25 protein-coding genes and 1 tRNA gene are annotated in these 22,994 nt (G+C 43.2%); 2 read left to right on the forward strand and 24 right to left on the reverse strand.

What is annotated here, in order from left to right:
• The first annotated feature begins 21 nt into the window (after window positions 1–21).
• Window positions 22–840 carry a substrate-binding periplasmic protein gene (locus A3774_RS08745; protein WP_067866282.1) on the forward strand — a complete coding sequence of 273 codons (819 nt, stop codon included), beginning with the start codon at window positions 22–24 and terminating at the stop codon, window positions 838–840.
• A gap of 169 nt (window positions 841–1,009) precedes the next feature.
• Here A3774_RS08745 and A3774_RS16515 read toward each other — a convergent pair whose 3' ends face one another.
• The 3 genes from A3774_RS16515 to A3774_RS17185 are packed head-to-tail and all read right to left on the reverse strand — an operon-like array spanning window position 1,010 to window position 1,972.
• Window positions 1,010–1,561: a GTP-binding protein gene (locus A3774_RS16515; RefSeq protein ID WP_067866284.1), complete on the reverse strand. Its 552-nt coding sequence runs from the start codon at window positions 1,559–1,561 to the stop codon at window positions 1,010–1,012.
• A 2-nt stretch (window positions 1,562–1,563) separates the two neighbouring features.
• Entirely contained in the window at window positions 1,564–1,737 is a 174-nt protein-coding gene (locus A3774_RS17180; protein ID WP_269454616.1) for a GTP-binding protein, read from the reverse strand.
• A gap of 40 nt (window positions 1,738–1,777) precedes the next feature.
• Entirely contained in the window at window positions 1,778–1,972 is a 195-nt protein-coding gene (locus A3774_RS17185; RefSeq protein WP_067866289.1) for a GTP-binding protein, read from the reverse strand.
• Window positions 1,973–2,287: 315 nt separating this feature from the next.
• On the opposite strand from A3774_RS17185, the gene A3774_RS16780 reads away from it, so the two are divergent.
• Window positions 2,288–2,467, forward strand: a complete 180-nt coding sequence (locus A3774_RS16780; RefSeq protein ID WP_067866290.1) for a hypothetical protein — start codon at window positions 2,288–2,290, stop codon at window positions 2,465–2,467.
• A gap of 26 nt (window positions 2,468–2,493) precedes the next feature.
• Here A3774_RS16780 and A3774_RS08770 read toward each other — a convergent pair whose 3' ends face one another.
• From A3774_RS08770 to A3774_RS08870, 21 genes are all read right to left on the reverse strand, one after another.
• Window positions 2,494–5,640, reverse strand: a complete 3,147-nt coding sequence (locus tag A3774_RS08770) for an HsdR family type I site-specific deoxyribonuclease (protein ID WP_067866292.1) — start codon at window positions 5,638–5,640, stop codon at window positions 2,494–2,496.
• 63 nt (window positions 5,641–5,703) lie between these two features.
• Complete coding sequence (locus tag A3774_RS08775) at window positions 5,704–6,705, reverse strand: Fic family protein (RefSeq protein ID WP_067866294.1); 1,002 nt, start codon at window positions 6,703–6,705, stop codon at window positions 5,704–5,706.
• Window positions 6,705–7,982, reverse strand: a complete 1,278-nt coding sequence (locus A3774_RS08780; protein ID WP_067866296.1) for a restriction endonuclease subunit S — start codon at window positions 7,980–7,982, stop codon at window positions 6,705–6,707. The genes A3774_RS08775 and A3774_RS08780 overlap by 1 nt, the downstream gene beginning before the upstream one ends.
• A complete protein-coding gene (locus A3774_RS08785) occupies window positions 7,979–9,619 on the reverse strand; it encodes a type I restriction-modification system subunit M (RefSeq protein ID WP_197468039.1) in 1,641 nt (546 codons plus the stop codon). The genes A3774_RS08780 and A3774_RS08785 overlap by 4 nt, the downstream gene beginning before the upstream one ends.
• 130 nt (window positions 9,620–9,749) lie before the next feature.
• The gene (locus A3774_RS08790) at window positions 9,750–9,935 is read right to left on the reverse strand and encodes an AlpA family transcriptional regulator (protein ID WP_067866435.1); all 186 of its coding nucleotides are present in this window, start codon (window positions 9,933–9,935) and stop codon (window positions 9,750–9,752) included.
• Window positions 9,936–10,244: 309 nt separating this feature from the next.
• A tRNA-Pro gene (locus tag A3774_RS08795) sits at window positions 10,245–10,321 on the reverse strand.
• Between the two features lie 82 nt (window positions 10,322–10,403).
• Window positions 10,404–11,633, reverse strand: coding sequence for an FIST signal transduction protein (locus A3774_RS08800; RefSeq protein ID WP_197468040.1), 1,230 nt, complete (start codon window positions 11,631–11,633; stop codon window positions 10,404–10,406).
• Between the two features lie 166 nt (window positions 11,634–11,799).
• Entirely contained in the window at window positions 11,800–12,156 is a 357-nt protein-coding gene (locus A3774_RS08805) for a MerR family transcriptional regulator (protein WP_067866303.1), read from the reverse strand.
• The gene (gene ihfA / locus A3774_RS08810; protein WP_067866305.1) at window positions 12,134–12,439 is read right to left on the reverse strand and encodes an integration host factor subunit alpha; all 306 of its coding nucleotides are present in this window, start codon (window positions 12,437–12,439) and stop codon (window positions 12,134–12,136) included. The genes A3774_RS08805 and ihfA overlap by 23 nt, the downstream gene beginning before the upstream one ends.
• 20 nt (window positions 12,440–12,459) lie before the next feature.
• Window positions 12,460–14,856 (reverse strand): phenylalanine--tRNA ligase subunit beta, encoded by a 2,397-nt coding sequence (gene pheT, locus A3774_RS08815; RefSeq protein ID WP_067866308.1) that lies wholly within the window; start codon window positions 14,854–14,856, stop codon window positions 12,460–12,462.
• Between the two features lie 46 nt (window positions 14,857–14,902).
• On the reverse strand, window positions 14,903–15,886 hold the full coding sequence (gene pheS / locus A3774_RS08820; protein WP_067866310.1) for a phenylalanine--tRNA ligase subunit alpha: 984 nt from the start codon (window positions 15,884–15,886) through the stop codon (window positions 14,903–14,905).
• 193 nt (window positions 15,887–16,079) lie between these two features.
• The gene (rplT, locus tag A3774_RS08825; protein ID WP_067866312.1) at window positions 16,080–16,436 is read right to left on the reverse strand and encodes a 50S ribosomal protein L20; all 357 of its coding nucleotides are present in this window, start codon (window positions 16,434–16,436) and stop codon (window positions 16,080–16,082) included.
• Window positions 16,437–16,478: 42 nt separating this feature from the next.
• The gene (rpmI, locus tag A3774_RS08830; protein ID WP_067866314.1) at window positions 16,479–16,673 is read right to left on the reverse strand and encodes a 50S ribosomal protein L35; all 195 of its coding nucleotides are present in this window, start codon (window positions 16,671–16,673) and stop codon (window positions 16,479–16,481) included.
• Between the two features lie 106 nt (window positions 16,674–16,779).
• Window positions 16,780–17,283, reverse strand: a complete 504-nt coding sequence (gene infC / locus A3774_RS08835; RefSeq protein WP_067866316.1) for a translation initiation factor IF-3 — start codon at window positions 17,281–17,283, stop codon at window positions 16,780–16,782.
• A gap of 73 nt (window positions 17,284–17,356) precedes the next feature.
• Window positions 17,357–19,273, reverse strand: a complete 1,917-nt coding sequence (thrS, locus tag A3774_RS08840; protein WP_067866318.1) for a threonine--tRNA ligase — start codon at window positions 19,271–19,273, stop codon at window positions 17,357–17,359.
• Window positions 19,274–19,515: 242 nt separating this feature from the next.
• Window positions 19,516–19,986: a DoxX family protein gene (locus A3774_RS08845; protein ID WP_067866320.1), complete on the reverse strand. Its 471-nt coding sequence runs from the start codon at window positions 19,984–19,986 to the stop codon at window positions 19,516–19,518.
• A gap of 65 nt (window positions 19,987–20,051) precedes the next feature.
• On the reverse strand, window positions 20,052–20,822 hold the full coding sequence (locus A3774_RS08850) for an HvfC/BufC family peptide modification chaperone (protein ID WP_067866323.1): 771 nt from the start codon (window positions 20,820–20,822) through the stop codon (window positions 20,052–20,054).
• Entirely contained in the window at window positions 20,812–21,741 is a 930-nt protein-coding gene (gene bufB / locus A3774_RS08855; protein ID WP_197468041.1) for an MNIO family bufferin maturase, read from the reverse strand. The genes A3774_RS08850 and bufB overlap by 11 nt, the downstream gene beginning before the upstream one ends.
• Before the next feature lie 40 nt (window positions 21,742–21,781).
• Window positions 21,782–22,063 carry a BufA1 family periplasmic bufferin-type metallophore gene (locus A3774_RS08860; protein ID WP_067866328.1) on the reverse strand — a complete coding sequence of 94 codons (282 nt, stop codon included), beginning with the start codon at window positions 22,061–22,063 and terminating at the stop codon, window positions 21,782–21,784.
• A 14-nt stretch (window positions 22,064–22,077) separates the two neighbouring features.
• Complete coding sequence (locus A3774_RS08865) at window positions 22,078–22,404, reverse strand: thioredoxin family protein (RefSeq protein WP_067866330.1); 327 nt, start codon at window positions 22,402–22,404, stop codon at window positions 22,078–22,080.
• A gap of 6 nt (window positions 22,405–22,410) precedes the next feature.
• On the reverse strand, window positions 22,411–22,887 hold the full coding sequence (locus tag A3774_RS08870) for a YHS domain-containing (seleno)protein (RefSeq protein ID WP_067866332.1): 477 nt from the start codon (window positions 22,885–22,887) through the stop codon (window positions 22,411–22,413).
• Window positions 22,888–22,994: the final 107 nt, after the last annotated feature.

The following is a 22,994-nucleotide window of genomic DNA, read 5'->3' on the forward strand; positions in this document are numbered from 1 at the left end:
TTTAGACTTAGAGGTCTCATTTTGCAGCCAATCGTTTTAGCCCTAGCATTATTTATCACACTAACATTAGATGCTTCAGCTGACAGCATTGACCCATACGGCTGTAAGGACAAAGAAATTTCTGTTGGTATTACTAAGTCTGGTGTCATGTATCATGACGGGCATGGCATAGACCCTGATTTACTTGCACTCTTAAGTGACATAACCCATTGCCAATTCCATTTAATCCCTATTGCCAGGAATGACGCATTCAATTTGGTAGAGCAAGGTAAAATAGACTTTGTTCCCAGCGTAACTCGCGAGCCGCACCGCGAAGCATTTGCATGGTTTATTCCTTATTACCAAGTTAAATTTTTACTATTGGCAAATACAAATAAATTACCGCTTATCTCTGATTTAGAGCAGTTAAAGAAAAAACAAAACATCAGCATTGCTCGCTCAGAAGGCAGTGGATACGGCACTTATTATAACTACCACTTATCTGAAATGAACTCACTCGGGATGCTTAAACTTTATCCTGATTATGGCGCAACCGTCGCCGCACTATTAGACGGAGAAGTCGATGCAGCACTTAGCCTACCCCTTATTTACCGTTTATTCTTTGCAGAAGGCGAAGAACCGATCCCCCTAAGTTTTACAGACCTATCTCCCGCCAATCCAATAACTGTTTCACTTATGCTCGGAAAACACCGCTTTTCAAGCTCACACGCTGCTAACTGGCTACGCGTAATTGAAACCTTACGTTTAGATGGCCGCTTACAAACAATAATGGAACATTACGTATCCGAAGATGAAGCTAATGCGATGATGCTAGGCACCTCCGCCCATCACTCCAATTGAAATCGGCCAGTCGCCCAAATATACAGATTGCTGAATAGACTTAAAAAAGCTGCCCACAAAAAGCCAATAACAGTTTTATTTCAGATAGTGGCTATCAATCAGCCAATCAGCTGATCAAATTTACCCTAGGGAGTACTTCCTGTTCTGTTATTACAGGGAATAGATCTCTCTACGCATCTATTAAACAAGCCAACATTTTACGTTCAACCTTTTCCCAATCTAGCTCAAACGGGCTAATAATTTCGACTCGAGAATCGCGGCGGTAAGCGACCTTATCAAAATCAGATCCGTCCTGAACCCTATTGAACAAAACCCAATCACTACTAATTCGGATTACGCCCTTAATTCGATTAATGCCCCGAATACCATTAAGCACCTCTTCCAACTTCCAATAGTCGAAGCAATCACTCCGATGAAAAATCCAACCACAACTGTAAAAACCACTCCCATTACCTATTTTTTTGATAGGAGTTCTTGGTTCTGGCCATACGTCTGGATCGGAATGATTATGGTGATGATGAGGATGCCCATGGGAACCGGGCAATTGATTACAAAACTTACCCTCTCGCACTACATCAAGCAGCTTAAGATCAATCAGTCCCCGAGTCGTTCTACCAACATGTTGTTTTGGAGGGAACATATTGTTGAGACTTGTTTCAGCTATTTCTATAAACTCTTCAGCAGCAAGATCACATTTATTGATGAGAACAATATCCGACATGCTCAGCTGATCCTGGGATCCAGCAAACACACTGTCGCCCGTACATCCAGGATATCTTTAAAAGAACGATTCATAAGGGTATCCATAATACCTTCCGGATGCCCTAGACCTGTAGGTTCAATAATTAGACGGTCAGGGCTGGCATGCTCAATGAGCACTGAGAGCGTTTTTGACAATGAAGCTCCCATAGAACAACACATACATCCACCAGCAACCTCATTTTACATAAACGCCATCATTGTCAGGCAACATTTCCTGATCTATCCCGACCTGACCAAATTCATTAACTAAAATAGCCCAGGATTCACTTTCAGGTTTACTAGCTAACATTGCATTTATTGCTGTGGTTTTCCCGACACCCAAAAATCCAGTGATAATATTTGTAGGGATCTTTCGTTTCTGATCATTCATTAATTTTCTTCGCTATATTGTGAAGCAGGATACATCATCGAGGCTAAGTAACTTGAAACGCTTCAACGTGACACAAGATTCATAGATAACTGGTAGGTATGGCCGTTCTCAAAGGTAACGGCCATATTACAGGGCTATAACTTAAAAACTCATAGCGGAAGCGCAGCAAAGTTCTTAGCATCCGTTCTAGGAGTTTATTTTAATTTCTCTAGAGAGATAATAGCCTTTCCATAAAAACATCTTTTACACACAGGTAATAATAAAACCCCAGATAAAGCAGGTCTTTAATCCTTGCTGATGAAAAATGGACACCCCATGATTTACGCAGAACGGTGTCTAAAGCACCTAGAAGAAAATCAGGTGAAACGGACTTACCAACGGTATAGCTACCACAATGAAATGAAAGAAGCTTGGAAGTTACTGGAGGAACAGATTGAGCTATCAATACTTCAAGCTGCAAGCAAAGTAATAACAGCTGATTTATCACCTATGTGACTTTCGCTTTCAAGCGTCCCTGATTATTACTTACTCCGAGCCTTAATTGTCCCACCAACTCCCTTAAATTTCTCAACAAAAACCGATATTTTCTGAAATACAGACTGCTTTTTCGTTTTGTATTGTGGGTTCAATGGGCTCATCTTCGGCAGAGCCTCATTGAGCGCTGTGCCGTTTTCACTGGCGTATTCGCGCTTTAATGATGAAACGATATAGCGCTTAGCAGCATCTTCGTTTAAACCTTCTGACTCAATCAGCTCTTTGGCTTCTCTCTGCAACTCTGCTTGAGCAAAAGTGAAGAAAGCATCAATAATACTGGCTTTATCATTTATTTCGTCAAGGTTTGTCTGATTGATAAAATCGACCACTAAGCCCTCTTTTGCTCTATTACCTAAACTAGCGCGTATTAAACGGCGGACTTCTTCGATCAAGGCCTCTTTGCTCTTGTTCTTCTTATTGTGATCAAAAATCAGCTCAAGAATGTAATCGAGGTTTATTTCTTGTGATTTAAGCAAATCAACTTCAAAGACCACATCGTCCCAGTCTACCGTTGACTTATCTTTGTTCTGACCTTCCTTATCGCGTCGTAACCAGTCGCGGGTATCGTTGTAAGTAGAGCGATAATCTTGGATAGCACGTTCGCTTGGCATATCGATGGTTTGCATTGCCTCGATGTCAGCATCGTCCAGATAGTGCTTTGACTTAAACTCTTCGACGGCTTGTTCATCACTGGTATCTAAGCTTTGCAGTGCTTTTAATCCAGCAAACTCATCGTAGTTTTGTAAAATATTTTCTACTTTTAGGTATTCACCAAACAGCTTTGCAAATTCTTTTTTATCTTGTTCTTTTTCAATATTTTCTGGGTTTGGAAAGCGTTCTTGCAGTTCTTTTACGATATCAACAAAACCTCGACGCGCTTGGCCAGTGGCAATATCGTTAAAGCCTTCCATGTATTCTTTGTAGCTCTTCTCCAACACCACGTTTTTGGTGTTTTTGTCACCAAACAAGGTGATGGCATCAATGGTTGCCTGTTCCAAGTCCCGGAAGGTAACAATATTGCCAAAGGTCTTCGTCGCATCATAAATGCGATTAGTTCGAGAAAACGCCTGCATCAAGCCGTGATAGCGCAAATTCTTATCGACAAACAAGGTGTTAAGCGTAGGCGCATCAAAGCCCGTTAAAAACATACCGACTACGATAAGCAGGTCTATTTCTTGATTCTTCACGCGCTGGGCAAGGTCACGGTAGTAGTTCTGAAAGCCATTACTGTCCACGCCATAGTTAGATTTAAACATAGCGTTGTAATCAGTGATCGCGGCGCTCAAAAACTCTTTTGCGCTGCTGTTCATGGCACTGACTTCAAAGCTCTCATCTACAATATCACCAATGGCGTCCTGCTCTTCATTGGCCGCAAATGAGAAGATAGTCGCAATACGCAACTGCTTTTTATACTCGTTCCCACGCTCCTGCGTGGGAACGCCGACGCCATTTTGTATCTGCTTAAAGCTTTCATAATACGCTTTAGCTGCATCAACACTACTGACCGCAAACATGGCGTTAAACCCTTTGGCACCAGAATAGGCTCGATGCGTTTTCTGGTTAAAATGGTTCAGAATATACTGCGAGATTTCACCAATGCGCATTGGATGTAAGAACGCTTTCTTGTTCTCCGCCGCACTAAGCTTCTTATCATCCTGCTCAGTCTCAATGCTCTTAAATTGCGGACGAACATCGTTATAGTCCACTTTGAACTTGAGTACTTTTTCATCACGAATGGCATCAGTTATCACATAAGTGTGCAACTGCTGGCCAAACACGCTGCCCGTGGTTTCAGCACCCAAGGCGTTTTCAGGGAAAATTGGAGTACCGGTAAATCCAAACTGGTAGTACTTTTTGAATTTCTTCTTCAGGTTTTTCTGCGCTTCACCGAACTGGCTTCGATGACACTCATCAAAAATAAACACGACTTGCTTGTTGTATATTGCTAAATCGCTTTCGCTTTTGATTAAGTTGTTGAGCTTTTGGATAGTGGTGACGACAATCTTGTTATCGTCTTTATCCAGGTTACTCTTCAGCCCTGCGGTACTGTCTGAACCGTTCACACTATCAGGTGAGAACCGCTGATACTCTTTCATCGTCTGATAGTCGAGGTCTTTTCGGTCCACCACAAAGAAGACTTTATCTATACAGTCTAAATCGGTGGCCAAACGTGCCGCTTTAAAGCTAGTGAGTGTTTTTCCTGAACCTGTGGTGTGCCAAATGTACCCGCCGCTTTCGGTGTTGCTCCAGTTCTTAGCGTTAAACGCGCTCTTTATCTTCCATAAAATGCGCTCAGTGGCCGCAATCTGGTAGGGGCGCATTACAAGTAAGGTATTGCTGACGTCAAACACCGAGTAACGCAAGATCACTTCAAGCAGCGTCTCTTTCTGGAAAAAAGTTGCGGTAAAGTCTTTTAAATCCTTGATCAGCGTATTGTCTGACTTCGCCCAGTTCATCGTAAAGTCGAAGCTATTTTTGTCGCGCTTAGTGGTATTGGCAAAATAGCGCGTGTCGGTGCCATTCGAGATCACAAACAGCTGCAAGAACTTGTACAACGAGTTCTCAGCATTAAAGCTCTCTTTGCTGTACCTATGAATTTGATTAAATGCCTCACGGATAGCCACACCACGCTTTTTCAGTTCAATTTGCACCAAAGGCAAACCATTGACCAAAATCGTCACATCATAACGGTTAGCATGACTTCCCGTTTGCTCAAACTGCTTAATGACCTGCACTTTGTTACGAGCAATGGTCTTCTTGTCGAACAGGTATATGTTTTCTATATGGCCATCATCAAAGACAAAATCGAAGATATAGTCACTGTGCACCTTGCGAGTTTTATCAAGAATATTATCGCTTGGGGTGTTTAAGTATTGCTCGCAAAAGCGAGCCCACTCGGCATCGGTAAACTCGACCTTATTAAGGGCTTGTAGCTGCTTGCGCACATTCGCCAGCATAGCGTCTGGCGTCGTTAGCGCAGGTAAATACTCATAACCCTGGTTGCTTAGGTCTTGAATCAGCTCACGTTCTAAATCTGCTTCGCTTTGAAAGCTTTCTGCGACTTGCCAATTTTTGACGTATTTATCTAACACAATAAAGTTATTAGATTCTGCCACCGTTTTATACGTTGTCATTCGTTTACATCCTTTTTTGTTAGCCGTGGTGTTTTCCAAAATGGAACCAGCCACTGCATCGCATTATTCAATGACTTGCCAATGGCCGGTTTTATCTGAACCTACCCGAGTTAACCTGCCTTCTTTTTGTAGTTTGCTAATGGCGCGACCAATGGTTCTAACGTCTTTATTCAAGGTATCAGCGAGTTGTTGTCGGGTTAGCTCGGGCGTGCTAGTAAGCAAGGCTAAAATAGCCTCAGGCGTTTTAAGGCCCGTTACATTGATAAGGGTATTTACAGGGGCGTTTTTACCTTCTCTTAGAGGGGCATTTACAGAGACGTTTTGTGCTAGCGTTTGCTGAATAACCGACAACATAAAATGAATAAACGGCGTGCTATCCGCTTGGTTATCGGCCTGCTCAAGGGCGTGATAATAGGCTTGCTGATGGTCTTTAATCACACTTTCTAGTGGCAAAGATAAAAACAACGGATGCCACTTGGACAAAATCAGCGTTTGCCATAACCGCCCCATTCGGCCGTTACCATCGGCAAAGGGGTGAATAAACTCAAATTCATAATGAAATACACAACTGGCGATCAATGGGTGATCTTTTGTTTGCTTAAGCCATTGGATTAAATCAGCCATTAAACCGGATACCTGATGCGCAGGCGGCGCAACATGGTGCACTACACCAGCTTTATGGATACCCACGCCTTTACTGCGAAACTCACCGGCATTCACAAGAATATCTGACAGCATTAAACCGTGAGCCGTGAGTAAATCGGAAATCTCGCTGGGTGTGAATGCAGGCAGTGCATCATAAGCGGCAATCGCGCCTTTTACCTCGGCCAGCTCGCGCACGCTACCCAGCACGGGCTTACCTTCAACAATGGCGGTAATTTGCTCTTCGGTTAAGCTATTACCCTCAATCGCCAGCGTACCCGTAATGGTTTTAATGCGGTTTTGTTTGCGCAGTTGCGGCGAGGTATTGAGCTGGCTGGCGTTTAACTCACCCACCTGCTGGCTGATTTGTGCCACCAAATTGAGAATCTCGGTGGTGATGGTAAAAGGTGGTTGGTAGGCCATTAAGCCGCCTCATCTGAATGAGGTTTAGGGAAGCTCAGCAGCAAATCTCGGTAATATTCGTATTGCTTTTGGCGGAGTTCTATTTCGCGGGGCAGACCTTCGGTAATGGAGCTCGTTAGAGTGTCAAATTTGTCGAGAATAGTAACGATGCGTTCTTGTTCCGAAAGAGATTTCTCTCTATTGCTAGCAAATGGAATAGGAACCAAATACTCCATGATTTTTGGCTTATTTCCTCGTGGCATTTTTGCGCCTTTTGCATGTTGCATGTTGTATTCAAAAAACTTGTCATCAGCTAAAACTTGATACAAATATCGTGGATTTATAGCTGTATCAGTAGGGTGAACCACAAGAACATCACCATTCGTGCCGCCAACTCGATCTGCATACCATATCTTCTTCAAATAGGGACGTATATTCCCTATTAAGATATCATCAGGATTGTATTGTGTAAGATTTCCACAATCTGGGGTTCGAGTGGAGTCTATCTTACCAGCTCGATTCTGAAGTAAGCTTTCAACACCAACGTAATTGCTGTCATCTAGTTCTGTGTAACTAATACGAGCCTTTGAATACTCGGCCATTTCACTCAAAGCCCTCCACTCAACGTCACCTTGCGTTCCCACGCTGGAGCATGGGAACGAGAGCAACTGGTCGCGGTAGTAGTTGTATTGTTTTTTCCGCATGTTAAGCTCGGCGGTCAGCTCGGCGGTCATGGCGGTAAATGCGTCCAGAATACGCACTATTTCAGCTTGTATTGCCAGCGATTTTTCTGGGTTATTTGGGCATGGGATGGGGATTTGAATCTTTGCCATATCGGTCGCAGAAACATCAATAACTTTAGTTCCTTTTGCAAGTTTTCTCTTCGCGGAAAAAAAAGTAGATGTTTGCGTGAAATACGCAAAGTATTTGCCGATTATAAGCTTGCTGGGCTTAAAGATGGTTGCGTGACCACCGGTAACGGCTTGCTGCTCACCCAAATATACTAAAGCCTTTCCCACGTCATCAAGATTTTCGCTTGTATTCGTTATTACAACATCACCGGTGTCCACCTTTTTTAGTTTTTTGGCTGTTTCAGGCGAAACGAAAGATAGGGTTGTCTCGGTAGAAAGCCCATAGTGAGTGTAAATCTGTCCGTAATGAATGGCTGGCACACCCGTGTCCGTAAAATCGGTTTTGGGTAAGCCATTTCCACGGACTAACTCGCCTAGCTCAGCGAGCACTTTCCACTCTACCTCAACTCCATCTAACAGTTTCTCCATATAGTTCAAATGACTCATGCCTCATGCTCCTCACCTTCAATCTCCGCCCCTTCTATTTCTAAAACGATGGCATCAATATCACTGCGAAGTGCATCAATTTTAGCAACAGTGGTTTTAAGCTCGGCATTAAGCTCTGTAATGTCCACTAGCTCGCGGTTGTCTTTGGCTTCCACATAACTGCTCACCGATAGGTTATAGCTATTGGCTGCGATAACATCCAAATCAACGGATTTGGCAAAGTGATCCACGTTCTCTTTGCTGGCAAACACCTTGATGATCTGCTCAATGTGCTCATTGCTTAGGGTGTTGTTATTGGTTTCTTTTTTAAACAGGCCACTGGCGTCAATAAACTGGGTGGTGGTGTCGGTTTTGTGTTTAGACAGCACTAAGATATTCACCGCAATGGTGGTGCCAAAGAACAGGTTAGGTGCCAGTGAAATCACGGTTTCAACATAGTTGTTATCAACCAAGTACTGGCGAATTTTTTGCTCAGCACCGCCACGGTAAAAAATACCCGGAAAGCAAACAATGGCTGCACGGCCTTTGCTTGATAGGTAACTGAGCGCATGTAATACAAAAGCAAAGTCGGCTTTTGATTTAGGCGCAAGTACGCCAGCGGGCGCAAAGCGGTCGTCGTTGATTAGGGTTGGATCGTCGCTACCCATCCATTTCACCGAATAAGGCGGGTTTGAGACAATGGCATCAAAGGGTTTGTCATCTAAAAAGTGCGGTTCGGTTAAGGTATCACCCAACTGAATATTGAACTTGTCGTAGTTAATGTTGTGCAAAAACATGTTCATACGCGCCAAGTTGTAGGTGGTGTGGTTGAGCTCTTGACCAAAAAAACCATCTTCAATGATATGCGCATCAAAGTGCTTTTTAGCTTGTAAGAGCAACGAGCCCGAACCCGCCGCAGGGTCATAGATTTTATTCACACTGGTTTGACCGTGCATGGCCAGCTGCGCGATCAATTTTGAAACGTGCTGAGGGGTGAAAAATTCGCCACCGGATTTACCCGCATTAGCCGCGTAGTTAGAGATAAGGAACTCGTAAGCATCACCAAATAAGTCGATTTGGTTATCTTCAAAATTACCGAAGGTTAAACCTGCCACGCCTTTTAACACAGCTGCTAGCCGTTTGTTTTTTGCCTCTACCGTATTACCTAAGCGATTACTGGTGGTATCAAAATCCGCAAATAAGCCTTTGATATCTTTTTCTGAATCATAGCCATTGGCTGAGTTTTCGATTGCAGCAAAAATAGCGGCCAAATCAGTATTTAAATTTTCATTCTTGTGCGCATTGGCCGCCACATTGCTGAACAACTGGCTAGGGTAAAGAAAATAGCCTTTGGTTTTAATGGCATCTTCTTTGGCAAAACCGATGTTTTCGTCATCGTCAGACATGGCAGCATAATTAACGCTCTCATCTCCGCCTGTGATGTAGTTGACAAAGTTTTCACTGATAAAACGGTAGAACAGCGTACCCAGTACATATTGCTTAAAATCCCAGCCATCCACTGAACCGCGCACATCGTTGGCAATTGCCCATATTTGGCGTTGAAGTTCGGCGCGTTGTTGGGTGCTTGTCATGTAATTGTCCTTGTTGAAATATGAATCAAAATATCCACTATCGAACCTTGAAGAGACCAAGCGCATTATATCGTAGTTAGCGCTTTATAAACCAAAACTCCTTAGGCAGAGATACTTTATCTAACTGCACGAAATTATGTAATAACTCATCAGTCAACTCCGTGTATGTATGTATCACATCATATGCGCTCGAACATCAACAGACACCCCTTTGCTCAATCTTTCCCAAAACCCAATCATCCACTTCACTCACTATCCAAGCAACTGCAGGCTCGCCCAATGATACAGGTTTAGGGAACTCTCCTTCTGCCACATACTTATGGATAGTGGAGCGCCCCAATCTGGTATTGCTCATTACTTCTTTCAGTTTGATTAATCTCATGACGTATTCCTCATCAGCGTTCATAAGATCAATCCCTCTTACTCGGCGTTATCGCAGGGTATAACTGAACTAAAAACCAAGAGACTTAATGCTTCGACTAACATATAGAAGAAAGAGATAACTTAAAGGAAAAGTACGATCAATTAACACATACACTAGATCAACTTCGTAACTTCAGATAAAGAAATGTGAACTGAAAAGCAGCCTCTATTAATACGGCTAGTAAGTTGTAAATAGCAACGAGAATCGAGCTTCCATCTAAACTAGAAAGAAGAGAGACCGAAAACAATCAGAACTTATTGATTTTATTGGTCGGGATGAGAGGATTTGAACCTCCGACCCCTTGCACCCCATGCAAGTGCGCTACCAAGCTGCGCTACATCCCGACTAAGAACTTGAGAGCGAGCGCTCTTCAAGAGGGCGGTATATTAACTTAACCGCCTGAATCTGTGAAGAATTTTTAAGAATTTATTGTGTAATAACCTCTTCCGCTATCACCATTACAGTAGCGGTTTGATTATAGTGACCAATGGAGCCACCTTGTGTTGAGCCCTGCTCGCCAAATGTATTAAATCCAATTAAAGGCACCTCTTCTCCGCAGACCTCTTGCAGCAAACTGAGGTCATCGACTTTTAGACGGCATTTAAGTTCGTGGCGCAGGATACAGTTAAAGACGATTACAGCAGCGATTTTTTTAGGGCTGCCCGCATCAATAATCGCTTTTTCCAAGGTTTCTTTAAAACGTTGCTTGGCGATTTCCGCATCGGTTTTCATCTCCCGAAGAAAAGCGCCTTTAGGGATCTCCGCATAAAAGCTGACGCTACCATCTTCATGTACCTGTTGCGCACTTTTGATTGTGTATTCTGCAAACACATCGGAAGATTTAATCCCAAAGGGGTTTTGTATAAAAAGTTCAGGCGTTAGGTCGTCACTTTCTAGCAACTTTTCAAGCACCTCTTTTGCTGGTTTACCATTGAGGCTTATCACTCTACGACCAGAAGACTTTGTAACTACAGCACCTTTACTGGCAGGTGTGTAAGGATGCCCCATCGCTGTACCAATTTTTAACCCGCTACTAAAACTAGCAATGGCGGCAGCATCTTGATAAATCCCATTACAGATCTGATAGCTTTTACTGTCAGAGAAATCGGTAGCGGTCGACCCCCCGATAATTTGCGATACAGTTCCAGTTTCAAGAATAAGGCTACGTAAAAACGCTTCCTCTTGTGCCGATGTACCATCCGGTAACACCATGTTAATACAAGGCTTAATACGAGAGACTTCATTTGCCCCTTTACTGTCTAGCGCAATCGCCATAAGGGACATAACAGCAGGGTTTGATAATAAGTTAGAGTAGGCATTACGAATAGCGTCTTTAGCCGCCTGTTCTGGCTGAGCGGTTAAGTTTTCACCTATGCCTAAACCAACGCTGAAGTAGGAACTTTGCAGGGTCAGAATAACAACCGTACCTGTTTGGGGCTCATCCATTAAACTGGAAAACTCTCCCCAAGCACTACCGCCAATAATTGGGGTATTTTCACCTACGATTGATCTTACATCTGCGTAAGCTTGATGAATGTCTAATGAGAAACTAATAAAACAGATTACTAGATCTGGTTTAGGTGTTTTCTCCATTGCTTGGTTCGCAGCAGTTGCTGCATCAGTCGCGTGACCTAACCCGACTCTAACAATAGCCATATCCATATCTCGCCGTTATTATTTTTGTTACATAATAGTAACTGAACAGCGATATCTAAACCAATAGTCTAAGAAAGAAACAGTGCCAAAGAGGGAGGGTATTGAAACTATGTATGTAAAACAGTTGTTTTAATAGATCCAAATATATAGAACTAAAGACGTATAACTAGTTCCGTTTAGACGAAGCTAGAATTGCTTCCAGTTCGGTAATTGTTTGCCGAAGCAACTGTTTATATTGATTTTGATCATCTTCGTTATTCTCGCCAGATAAATACTGCTTAGCCCCGCTCAAGGTATAACCTTGATCGTGTAATAAGCTTTTAATTTGGCGAATTAGCAGAACATCCTGCCGTTGATAATAACGACGATTATTACGTTTTACAGGCGATATTTGGCTAAACTCTTTCTCCCAATAACGCAGTACATGCGCTTTGAGATCACAAAGTTTAGCCACTTCACCAATAGTAAAATAACGCTTACCCGGAATAGGGTTAGGGTCGTTACTCTGCTCCGTCTCCAGCATAAGTTTCGACACGATCCTTCAATTTTTGACCAGGTCGGAAAGTCACTACGCGGCGAGCCGCTATAGGTACCTCTTCCCCCGTTTTGGGATTGCGGCCCGGTCTTTGACGCTTATCGCGCAGATCAAAGTTACCAAAGCCGGACAGTTTCACCTGCTCGTTATCAGCCAGACATGCACGGATTTCATCAAAAAACGACTCCACCATCTCTTTGGCTTCGCGTTTATTTAACCCAAGCTCTTCATTTAGGCGTTCAGCCATTTCAGCTTTTGTTAACGAACTCATGATAAATCACCTTTCGCTGCTTACTCTCGCAATGTGGCACTCAACTTAGAAGCTAGTGCTGAAACAACTGCGTCAATTGCGCTGTTTATTTCTTCGTCATTAAGAGTGCGCGAAGGATGCTGCCACGTCAAGCCCACAGCAAGACTTTTTCGTCCTGATTCAATACCTTGGCCCTGATAAACATCGAAAAGAGTGACTTCTTTAATAAATTCGCCTGCATGTTTCTCTGTAATCTGACGAATTGATTCAAATGCTACAGACTCATCCACAATCAATGCTAAGTCACGACGCGACTCTGGAAATTTAGAAATCTCATCATAACGAGGTAATTTACCTTGGCATAATGCAGCTTGGTTAAGCTCAAACAGATATACAGTGCCATTCAAACCCAGCTCTTTAATCAAGTTAGGATGTAAAGCACCGATAAAGCCAATCGCGTTACCGTTACGCTCGATACGTGCGGTCTGCCCAGGATGCAAAGCGATATGACGGTCAGCAACAAAACTGAATTCATCCGCAGCACCACCAAGAGCTAGCAAGCTCTCCAAGTCACCTTTAATATCGAAGAAATCAACAGCGTCTTTACCTGCGTTCCAGCCTTCAGGGTCACGAGGGCCGGTGATCACACCCGCTATCACGTTTTCTTGAATAATCTCATCGCCGTCCGTAGGTAAAAAGCGCTGTCCGCTTTCAAACATGCGTACACGGTTTTGTTGACGGTTCTGGTTGTATTGAACGGCTTTAACAAGACCGGGCCAAATACTTGTACGCATTACAGCCATCTCAGCGGAAATTGGGTTAGCTAACGCAATCGCTTCGTATTGATCATCAAACTTTTTCTGCAAACCCGCTTCAATAAAGCTGTAAGTAATCGCTTCTTGATAACCTAAGGCGGTCAGAGCACGGCGCACATTGTGAATCGTTACAATGGTTTCATCATTCGCTTTGATCGGCATAGACGCCATTGGTGTGCGTACAGGTAGATTGTTATAACCATAAACACGGGCCAACTCTTCAATAAGATCAACTTCGATAGCGATATCAAAACGATAAGAGGGTACAGATACGCTCCATTCGCCTTCTGTGGAAGTCTTCTCAACACCTAAACCTAAGCGTGTCAAAATCTCTTCAATTTCAGCAGCAGGCATCTCAAACGCTAACATACTGTTCACTTTGCTTTGACGCAGAGTAACTTGACGAGCCGATGGCAACTCATCTTGGTCAACAGTTTCAATAACGGGACCTGTTTCGCCACCCACAATCTCGAGCAATAATGCCGTTGCGCGATTCATCGCTTTAGTTTGTAGCTGCCAATCTACCCCACGCTCAAAACGGTGAGATGAATCTGTATGCAGACCATAAGAACGCGCACGACCCGCAATAGTAATCGGATTAAAGAAGGCGCTTTCTAGGAAAATATTTTTAGTATCGGCGGTTACGCTAGTCGGTTCACCACCCATAATGCCGGCCATAGCAACAGGCCCTTTAGCATCAGAGATAGTCAGCGTATCAGTATTAAGCTCAACCTCTTGCCCATCAAGCAGTACAAGCTTTTCACCCTGCTCTGCACGACGAACAACGATGCCGCCTTCTAACTTATCTAAGTCAAAGGCATGCATCGGCTGACCTAATTCCAAAAGAATGAAGTTAGTGACATCAACGACTGGGTCGATACTACGCACACCAGAACGCTCAAGCTTCTGTTTCATCCACAATGGCGTTTCGGCCTGTGGATTAATATTACGAATCACACGGCTAACATAACGCGGGCAATCAGCACTGTCTTTTAAACCAACCGTAAATTGGTCATCAATGGTTGCAGCAACCTCAGGTGCGTCTATAAAGGTAACCGGTGCTTTATTAAGTACACCCACTTCACGAGCAAGGCCGGTAATACTTAAACAGTCTCCTCGGTTAGGCGTAAGGTCAACATCAATAATATTATCATCAAGACCTAAGTAATCACGGATACAGGCACCTATAGGTGCTTCAGCCGGTAGCTCCATAATGCCGCCATGGTCTTCAGAAATACCTAGTTCATCATCCGCACATAACATACCGAAAGATTCAACTTGGCGTAGCTTAGCCTTCTTAATCTTAAAAGTTTTACCATCAGGCGTTGGGAGTACAGCCCCCACTGTCGCAAAGGCTGTTTTTAAGCCTGCACGTGCATTAGGTGCACCACATACAACTTGGAACTCTTCGCTACCACTTGATACAGTACAAACCTGTAATTTATCAGCATTAGGATGCTGTTCAGCTGTTAGAATCTCACCGACAACAACACCACTAAAATCTTTAGCTGCCGCTTCTACTTCGTCTACTTCAAGACCTGCCATTGTGACCTGATCAACAAGACCCTGCGTATCAATTGCAGGGTTTACCAGTTCACGTAACCACTTTTCACTGAATTTCATTTTGCTTTCCCGAAAATCCTGTTAATAACCACTAAACGTTTATTGATCAGTTAAACTGACCTAAGAAACGCAGGTCGTTTTCAAAGAACAAGCGCAGGTCATTTACGCCATAACGTAGCATTGCCAAACGTTCCACACCCATGCCGAAAGCAAAGCCAGTGTACTCTTCAGGGTCGATACCCGATGCTTCAAATACTTTTGGATGCACCATGCCGCAACCAAGAACTTCCAACCATTTGCCATCACCACGATCAATATCAACTTCGATAGATGGTTCTGTAAATGGGAAATAAGATGGACGGAAACGTACACGTACATCTTCTTCAAAAAACTCACGAAGGAACTGCTCTAACGTGCCTTTCAAATCAGCAAAACTAATATTTTTATCTACAATCAAACCTTCAACCTGATGGAACATCGGTGAATGAGTTTGGTCGTAATCACAGCGATAAACTCGGCCGGGACAGATAATACGTAGAGGTGGCTGCTGTGTTTCCATAGTACGTACTTGCACACCTGAAGTATGTGTACGCAATAAGGTATTGGCATTAAAATAGAACGTATCATGCATCGCCCGCGCAGGATGGTGCGACGGTATATTTAGAGCTTCGAAATTGTGATAATCATCTTCAATCTCAGGCCCCTCTTCAACGCTGTAACCAATGCCAGCAAAGAACGCTTCTATACGTTCCATTGTTTTAGTTACAGGGTGTAAACCACCAAGTTCCTGACCACGACCGGGCAAAGTAACATCAATTGTCTCGTCTGCCAGTTTAGCTTCCAATGCCGCAGATTCTAACGAGGCTTTACGCTCGTTAATCTTATCTTGCAGTGCCTGTTTAGCTTCATTGATTTTGGCACCCGCCTGTGGACGCTCTTCAGCAGACAGCTTACCCAACCCTTTTAGCAGGGCTGTCAGCTCACCTTTTTTACCCAAGTACTGAACTCGTACATCGTCCAACGCTTGCGTAGTCGTTGCCTTAGCAACAGCTTCAGTACCTGCTGCCAACAGGCTTTGAATGTTTTCCATTATCCGGCTCCAATAATCAGGAGAAAAAGACCATAACCTTTATCTATATGAGAAAAGTAGGTCCCTACATAAAATCAGTTTCTTTGCGCAAATTTCATCAATAAATCTGTGCAAAAAAACCGAAAAAATAGGGGAAGAGCTTGCACCCTTCCCCTATTTCAATCGAGTCGTTCACACGACACTGGGTGCTTACTTACGCTAGAGAAGCTTTCGCTTTCTCAACGATCGCAGCAAATGCGCCAGCTTCGTGAACAGCTAGATCAGCTAGAACCTTACGGTCGATTTCAATGTTAGCCTTTTTCAGACCAGCAATGAAACGGCTGTAAGACAAACCATTGATACGTGCACCAGCGTTGATACGTGCAATCCACAATGCGCGGAATTGACGTTTTCTCTGGCGACGGTCACGGTATGCATACTGACCAGCTTTAATAACAGCCTGTTTAGCAACGCGGAATACACGGCTACGAGCACCGTAATAACCTTTTGCTTTTTTCAGGATTTTTTTGTGACGACGACGGGCAACAACACCACGTTTAACGCGAGCCATAACTTTCCTTCCTTTCTAAATTCTATTAACTAAAAAAATCGTTTAAATATAAGGCAACATACGACGAACTAGAGCCTTATCAGCAGCATGAATCTGCATCATCGGGCGTAGCTGACGCTTACGCTTAGTCGATTTTTTAGTCAGAATATGACTAGTGAAGGATTGCTTGTGCTTGAAGCCGTTAGCGGTTTTCTTAAAACGCTTAGCCGCACCACTATTAGATTTCATTTTAGGCATTACTAAAATCTCCACGCATTCGTTAATTTTTTTTCACTCAGAACAAACGACAAAACCCGCAGCTAACTTTTTAACGAGTTAGTCACGGGTTAAGGTAAGTAACGAGTTACTTTTTCTTCTTCGGAGCTAAGACCATGACCAATTGACGGCCTTCCATCTTAGGACGCTGTTCAACTACGGTTGTCTCTTCCAAATCTTTTTCGATTCGTTGGAGCAACTGCATGCCCAGTTCCTGATGAGCCATCTCACGGCCACGATAACGTAGTGTTATCTTGGCTTTATCTCCTGCTTCAAGGAAACGTATCAGGTTGCGTAGTTTTACCTGATAATCACCCTCTTCCGTATTTGGACGGAATTTTACTTCTTTAATCTGAACCTGGTGCTGTTTCTTCTTGGCTTCATTTTTTTGCTTTTTCAGCTCATATAAATGTTTGCCATAATCCATCACCTTACAGACGATAGGATCCGCTTCAGAAATCTTCACCAGATCAAGACCCGCTTCTTGAGATGCCTCAATAGCGTCTTTAATCGGTACGACGCCTATCTGCGTTCCGTCTGGACCAATCAACCTGCATTCTTTAGTTACTTTAAGCAGGTTCTCATTGATCATGGGCTCCTCTCTGCGAGCGCCCCTTTTATTATCACGCCTGATAGCTGTATCTCCTGACCATTATTTAGTCTAATTATTCCTGACGACCTTTCTTGGCGACATCGCTACCAAGAAGGTTTATAAATTCATCTTGAGACATGGAACCAAGGTCTACACCTGTTCTCGTACGTACCGCAACGGTACCTGCCTCAACTTCTTTATCGCCTATTACAAGAAGGTAAGGAACCTTCTGTAAAGTACGCTCGCGAATTTTAAAGCCGATCTTCTCATTTCTCAAGTCCGACTCGGCCCTGAATCCGTTATTTTCAAGATTTTGGACAACTTTTTCACAATATTCTGCTTGTTTGTCCGTAATATTCATCACAACAGCCTGTACAGGCGATAACCATGTCGGTAATGCACCGGCAAAGTTCTCGATCAGAATACCAATAAATCTTTCAAAAGAGCCCAAAATTGCTCGATGGAGCATGACTGGAGTCTCACGTTCGCCCTGCTCATTTACAAATTGAGCACCTAAACGACCGGGCATTGAGAAATCTACTTGAATAGTACCACACTGCCAAACACGACCAAGACAATCTTTCAAAGAAAATTCAATTTTAGGGCCATAAAAGGCGCCTTCGCCTGGAAGTTCACCCCATTCAAGGCCAGCAGCATCTAATGCATCCGCCAGAGCCTTCTCGGCTTTATCCCAAACTTCATCTGAACCTACACGCTGTTCTGGGCGTGTAGACAGTTTGTATATAACTTCGGTAAAACCAAAATCATCATATACTTCATCAAGAAATTCGATAAAGCGTGCAACTTCTTCTTGAATCGAGTCTTCAGCACAAAAAATATGCGCATCATCTTGCACAAAGCCGCGCACACGCATAATACCGTGTAAGGCACCTGATGGCTCATTACGGTGACAACAGCCAAACTCAGCCAAACGTAAAGGCAGATCTCGGTACGAGCGCAACCCTTGGTTAAACACTTGAACATGACAAGGGCAGTTCATTGGCTTAATTGCAAAATCGTGGTTTTCAGAGTGTGTTGTAAACATCTCTTCTGAGAACTTATCCCAGTGACCTGATTTCTCCCACAAGGAGCGTTCAACCACTTGTGGTGTTTTAATCTCGTTATAACCATGCTGGCGCTGCTTAGTACGCATGTACTGTTCGATCTGCTGATAAAGCGTCCAACCATTTGGATGCCAAAACACCATGCCCGGTGCTTCTTCTTGCAGATGGAACATATTAAGCTGTTTACCCAGCTTACGGTGATCACGTTTTTCAGCTTCTTCTAAGCGGTGCAAGTACGCTTTAAGTGCTTTTTTATCACCCCAAGCAGTACCGTAAATGCGCTGTAGCATTTCATTATTAGAGTCGCCACGCCAGTATGCACCGGCAACCTTCATCAATTTGAATGCTTTAATATGACCCGTAGATGGCACGTGTGGGCCACGACAAAGATCAATAAAATCACCTTGAGAGTAGAATGAAAGATCTTCAGCATCCGGAACAGCCTGTAGCAGCTCTACTTTGTACTTCTCACCCATCTCATCAAACATTTTAGTCGCTTCATCACGACTCATAATTGAACGGGTAACCGGTAGATTCTGCTTTGTTAGTTCAGCCATTTTCTTTTCGATCTTTTCTAGATCTTCTGGCGTAAACGGGCGTTCGTAAGCAAAGTCGTAATAGAAACCATCTTCAATAACAGGCCCGATGGTTACCTGAACACCTGGAAAAAGTGCTTGAACTGCCATTGCCATCAGATGCGCGCAAGAGTGACGAATCACTTCTAAACCTTCTTCATCACGGGAAGTTATAATCGCGAGGTCTGCATCATCTGCAATGGTAAAAGAAGTATCAACTGGCTGACCATTCACTTTACCAGCAAGGGCAGCTTTCGCTAAACCTGCACCAATATCAGCAGCAACTTCGAAAACAGTAACCGGATTAGCAAACTCACGTTTGCTACCGTCAGGTAGGGTAATTACAGGCATGTTATTTCCTTAGTTTCAGTGGTGACCCATACGGAAGGCCACATAGAATAATGGTTAAACTCGCATATCATACAAACCAAGTACGCTGCGGCGCGCCATTATATTCTATTGCAGAGCAGGTAGCTATAACGCACTTAAGAAACACTCGACAAGGCATTGCATTTAAGTTTATTCACGAAAAACCCAAACTTATTCGTATTATTTAACAACTTACCCTATATCTATGTCGCCTTAATTATTTCCTATGTACTGTATGAAAGTACCTTTCTTTGCTTCACTTCAGCAACACGTAACATAAATCCATCGATACTCGCCACACCGGCACCATAAACAATAAGCTGAACCAGTAAAATACCCCATATATAGTGAAGATATAGTGCTGCAGGTGCTATTTCGACCAAACTAATGACAGCCACATAGTTGACAATAAACAAGCCTAACGCCGTAAACCGTGTAAAAAAGCCTAATACCAACAGCACAGGTAAAACTAGTTCACCAACCGTGCCTAAATAAGCGGCAAGTTCAAATGGTATCAACGGCACTTGGTACTCCTCTTCAAAGAGAAACAACGTTGTATCCCAATCTTGTACCTTTGTAAGCCCAGCTAAAAAGAAAATCTTTGCTATATATAATCTTGCTAATAGAGCAACCCAGCTATGGGCGGTAACAATCTTATCTACCTTTGTAAGATAGCCTTGATAAAATTTACTCATGATAATAATCACTCTTAAAATCTTTTAAAAAATCAAATTCACAATGGAAACGGACGAGATCTGTTTCAACGTAAACCTTCTAACCACTGTTCTTCAATTGCAACACTTAACCAACCTGATAGATCAAAGGTTACATATTTTTCCAATAACTGGTCTAAACTCAAACCTGCCAACACGTCTATTAACCAAGCCTGTTCTTGTTCGGTTAATCGCTCTACGCAAGGCACAGCTTCGCGCTGATAAATAACAATACGATGCAGTTCTATAGGTTCCTTTAAAAGCACGGCTAATTCATTAGTGTCAATTTGGTTTTCATCTAATTGATGCAACATCCAAATTTCATCCACTGGATAGTGAAAACTCAGAACCTTCAACGTTTTGGATAGTTGAATAAATACACTCTTCAAATTCTGCTCGGATAAGCGAGCCAGTGAATTAACATTGAGTTCGGTCCCTACGCCTCGAGCGGTTTCATGTAAGAACCACTCAAATGATGCAATTTCTGCTAAATAAGGGTGCTGATCATACAATTCAGTTGTCATAATTAGTGATGAAAGCTGCTCACCCCAATCAGCCCAATCACCTGAAGCTGGAAGCTCTATATGCAGTAATTTCCGCGTTAAACCGCTTAATGCCTCACGCCCAATCATTTTATCAATTACGGGGTATTTTAATGATAAGGCTCGAACTGCGGTCATCAATAAGTTGTTCTGGTAGATTTTTAAGCCTTTGCTCATCTGATCCTCTTCTTTATTTTCGAGCATTGATTGTTCGGAAAAGATTAGGGCTATTAAAGCTTCTTGGCGGCGACATAAAATATCGAGTTCAGATTGCATTTAAAAAGCCCTCTTCACTCATCGGTACGTTTTTCATAATGGTTATCCCACTCATAATAGAGCGCGCCTTGGTCGCCTGATCTAATAAAACAGGCCAACTTGGCAAGTTATTATCCCATTCAATCAACGTTGTTACCGCCCCAAACTGCTTTAGTGCCGTGCGGTATAGCGACCAGCACTCATCAGAAACAGGCTGACTATGATCATCAATAATCAGTTCATTCTCAGCAACCGGTGTATAACCTGCTAAATGAATCTCTCCCACTGCACCAGTAGGTAATTGCTGCAACCACTGTGACGCAGTTTGGAGTGAACTCTCATCACTAAAATTATGCGCGTTCACAATTAAGTTATTCAGATCCACCAGCAATCCACATCCTGTGCGATTTACAAGTTCAGTTAAAAACTCTGTTTCGCTCATATTTGAAAACCGAAATTCAACATAAGAAGATAAGTTTTCAACTAGAATTTTACGCCCTAACACTTGCTGAACTTTATCTACATTTTCAGTCATAACTTGCAGGTTTTGCTGGCTAAACTCTAGAGGCAGAAGATCTCCCGCATGTACAGCATTTCCATTAAGGTTACTCCAAGTGAAGCAGGCATGATCAGAGATCAATATCGGGGTAACTTTCTGTGATAAGCGCTTTAAACGCTGCAGATAATCTCTGTTTATACCTACAGCCGAGCCTAGCCCCATGGAGGTTGAATGTAAGCTAATGGGATATTGCTGCGCGATATCATCTAAAATCGCAGGTACAATCCCACCTTCAGCAAAGAAGTTCTCGGCATGCACCTCGACAAAATCAATGGAAGATGACCCAAGCAGCGCTTCCTTATAATGAGGGTGGCGCAGCCCGACCCCAACCATTGATGAAAGAGTCTCACCTCTAGTATGAGCTGTATTTAAACAGGACATCTTCTTTCTCCTAGTGTTTTACTTTGCAGTAACCGAACAGCTATTTCTGCGCTTGATAGCGCTCTTTCGCTTCAGCCTTTAACATGCCACCCATATCTTCACAGGTACCTTTTGCTACGAGCTTCCATTCACCAGGATCGTTATCTACCTTTGCTTGACCTGCACACGAGTGCGTCCCAGCCAGATTGCCACAATCATTTTGGCCGGCTAATGCCACGCCGTAACACTTTTCTTTACCTGCGGCATTAGCTGCAGGAAGGGTTGCTACTGATGCCAGCGCTACGGCTAGCGCTGCAGTGGCTATACGTTGTTTACTGTCCATAACTTTTCTCCACTTTATTTAAAGTTAGCTAGATGCTGCTCGGCCATATGGCTAATCTGTTGATAGGCTATAGACCCCATCTGCCGATCCAGCTCTGCGTCTTTACTTAGAAAAACTAAGGTTGGAACCGCACGAATATTGAACTTATTTGAGAGTTCCGGCTGTTGATCAACATCGACTTTCAATACGCGAAGTTGACCTGCATATTTTTCAGCAAGCTTTTTCATAATGGGCACCATTTGCTGACAAGGTCCGCACCAATTAGCGCTGAAACAGATCAACGCTAAAGGTTCAGAGTAGTCGTGCCCAGTCGCTGAAAATGTCAATTCAGACTTAGACATCAGGAATTAATCTTCTGCGTTTGTGACAGCCACTGAAAGATCTTCAATACCCGCCCAAATACGATCAGCCGATTTCACATGGCCCGGTACATCTGTTAACCATTTTTTCTGTACATCTTTATTCAAATTAAGATAAAGCTTACCTTCCTGAATGTAGAACGCCTGAGGATCCACATCTAACTTTTTATTAAGCGCAACACCCATTGCACAATAACCACCAAACTGTGGTGCATATCGATCAGCATCGGCATTAAACAGGTCGCGATTTTTAGCACTTGCGAAACGATAAATTGCGCCATCATGTGTAGCCGTATATTTAGCGGAGCCTTCCACAGCTTTATCTTTTGTGAAATATGCAACAGGATCGTAACCGTGAATCGCTACATCGTTTGTGCCAATATTCACAGAAGCTGCAAAACTCATGCTGCTTAGTAAAAGCGCACCAGCTGCTGTTGCTAACTTTAGTGTTTTAGAAACTTTCATACCTTTTTCCTCATTTAATGGTTAAATAAACAAACTAGACAAAAGAAATCTGTCCCGTTGTTGTTGAGGTATAGATTACGGACAATTAAGAATGGAAAGGCCTCCAT

This window comes from Neptuniibacter marinus, assembly GCF_001597725.1.
Classification (GTDB): Bacteria; Pseudomonadota; Gammaproteobacteria; order Pseudomonadales; family Balneatricaceae; genus Neptuniibacter; species Neptuniibacter marinus.

Coding starts and splice junctions, on each gene's coding strand:
- A3774_RS08870 (WP_067866332.1), bottom strand. CDS start 22,887: ATGAAAGTTTCTAAAACACTAAAGTTAGCAACAGCAGCTGGTGCGCTT.
- rpmI (WP_067866314.1), bottom strand. CDS start 16,673: ATGCCTAAAATGAAATCTAATAGTGGTGCGGCTAAGCGTTTTAAGAAA.
- A3774_RS08775 (WP_067866294.1), bottom strand. CDS start 6,705: ATGGCCTACCAACCACCTTTTACCATCACCACCGAGATTCTCAATTTG.
- rplT (WP_067866312.1), bottom strand. CDS start 16,436: ATGGCTCGCGTTAAACGTGGTGTTGTTGCCCGTCGTCGTCACAAAAAA.
- A3774_RS08800 (WP_197468040.1), bottom strand. CDS start 11,633: ATGGCTATTGTTAGAGTCGGGTTAGGTCACGCGACTGATGCAGCAACT.
- pheT (WP_067866308.1), bottom strand. CDS start 14,856: ATGAAATTCAGTGAAAAGTGGTTACGTGAACTGGTAAACCCTGCAATT.
- A3774_RS08790 (WP_067866435.1), bottom strand. CDS start 9,935: ATGAGATTAATCAAACTGAAAGAAGTAATGAGCAATACCAGATTGGGG.
- infC (WP_067866316.1), bottom strand. CDS start 17,283: ATGATCAATGAGAACCTGCTTAAAGTAACTAAAGAATGCAGGTTGATT.
- pheS (WP_067866310.1), bottom strand. CDS start 15,886: ATGGAAAACATTCAAAGCCTGTTGGCAGCAGGTACTGAAGCTGTTGCT.
- A3774_RS08845 (WP_067866320.1), bottom strand. CDS start 19,986: ATGAGTAAATTTTATCAAGGCTATCTTACAAAGGTAGATAAGATTGTT.
- A3774_RS08780 (WP_067866296.1), bottom strand. CDS start 7,982: ATGAGTCATTTGAACTATATGGAGAAACTGTTAGATGGAGTTGAGGTA.
- A3774_RS16515 (WP_067866284.1), bottom strand. CDS start 1,561: ATGTCGGATATTGTTCTCATCAATAAATGTGATCTTGCTGCTGAAGAG.
- thrS (WP_067866318.1), bottom strand. CDS start 19,273: ATGCCTGTAATTACCCTACCTGACGGTAGCAAACGTGAGTTTGCTAAT.
- A3774_RS08860 (WP_067866328.1), bottom strand. CDS start 22,063: ATGGACAGTAAACAACGTATAGCCACTGCAGCGCTAGCCGTAGCGCTG.
- A3774_RS17185 (WP_067866289.1), bottom strand. CDS start 1,972: ATGAATGATCAGAAACGAAAGATCCCTACAAATATTATCACTGGATTT.
- bufB (WP_197468041.1), bottom strand. CDS start 21,741: ATGTCCTGTTTAAATACAGCTCATACTAGAGGTGAGACTCTTTCATCA.
- A3774_RS08785 (WP_197468039.1), bottom strand. CDS start 9,619: ATGCGCTTGGTCTCTTCAAGGTTCGATAGTGGATATTTTGATTCATAT.
- A3774_RS08865 (WP_067866330.1), bottom strand. CDS start 22,404: ATGTCTAAGTCTGAATTGACATTTTCAGCGACTGGGCACGACTACTCT.
- A3774_RS16780 (WP_067866290.1), top strand. CDS start 2,288: ATGATTTACGCAGAACGGTGTCTAAAGCACCTAGAAGAAAATCAGGTG.
- A3774_RS08850 (WP_067866323.1), bottom strand. CDS start 20,822: ATGCAATCTGAACTCGATATTTTATGTCGCCGCCAAGAAGCTTTAATA.
- ihfA (WP_067866305.1), bottom strand. CDS start 12,439: ATGAGTTCGTTAACAAAAGCTGAAATGGCTGAACGCCTAAATGAAGAG.
- A3774_RS08805 (WP_067866303.1), bottom strand. CDS start 12,156: ATGCTGGAGACGGAGCAGAGTAACGACCCTAACCCTATTCCGGGTAAG.
- A3774_RS08770 (WP_067866292.1), bottom strand. CDS start 5,640: ATGACAACGTATAAAACGGTGGCAGAATCTAATAACTTTATTGTGTTA.